The sequence below is a fragment of the Microbacterium sp. BWR-S6Y genome (assembly GCF_041379845.1).
GTDB lineage: Bacteria > Actinomycetota > Actinomycetes > Actinomycetales > Microbacteriaceae > Microbacterium > Microbacterium hydrothermale.
The window spans coordinates 17,561-18,126 of record NZ_JBFECV010000012.1 but is presented as its reverse complement, the minus strand read 5'-3'; the positions used below and the strand labels follow the sequence as shown (position 1 = coordinate 18,126).

Here is a 566-nt window from a genome sequence, read left to right as displayed (position 1 = left end):
CCGAACGCCGCGCGGCGCTGCCGGGTTGGTTGCACTTCTACAATCATCACAGGCACCACTCCGCGATCGGAGCCCCGCCCATCCGCAGGATCGACAACAACCTTTCCGGACATCACACCTAGCAGAAGGGCGCCTACAGCGTTTAGCAGTTGAGTGGCCGCGGTCAAGGCCGGAGCCTGCCACGGAGCATCAATCGAGACCCCTCCCATCATGACGACCGCGACGGGGACCAGCAGCAGCCCACCCACGGTCATCCAAAGGAAGGTCGTCGCGTCATTCACCCCACTGAGGGCAGCTTTGCGCATGAGGAAGGCCTGGGTCCCCCACGCTAGGCAGACGCCGACAGCAAGCCACATCCACGGCCCTCTGCCGGCAGCCTCCGAGGGACTGCCCACGCCGAACAGGATGAGCGCGACGAGCACGGCGCCGAGTCCCGAGACAGCGAGAGCCGTCAGTCGCTCGCGCATCAGGAGCACGGCCAACACGACCGTCAGCGCCGGTGACACCGACACGATGGGGAAGACAAGATATGCAGGACCGATCACCAGGGCGTGAAAAAGCAGCAG

The 566-nt window shown here is 64.8% G+C and carries 1 pseudogene; it reads left to right on the top strand.

Annotated elements, in window-relative coordinates:
* Positions 1-122: pseudogene (locus AB1K56_RS18370) on the top strand (IS481 family transposase); the annotation flags it as partial.
* Positions 123-566 lie beyond the last annotated feature (444 nt).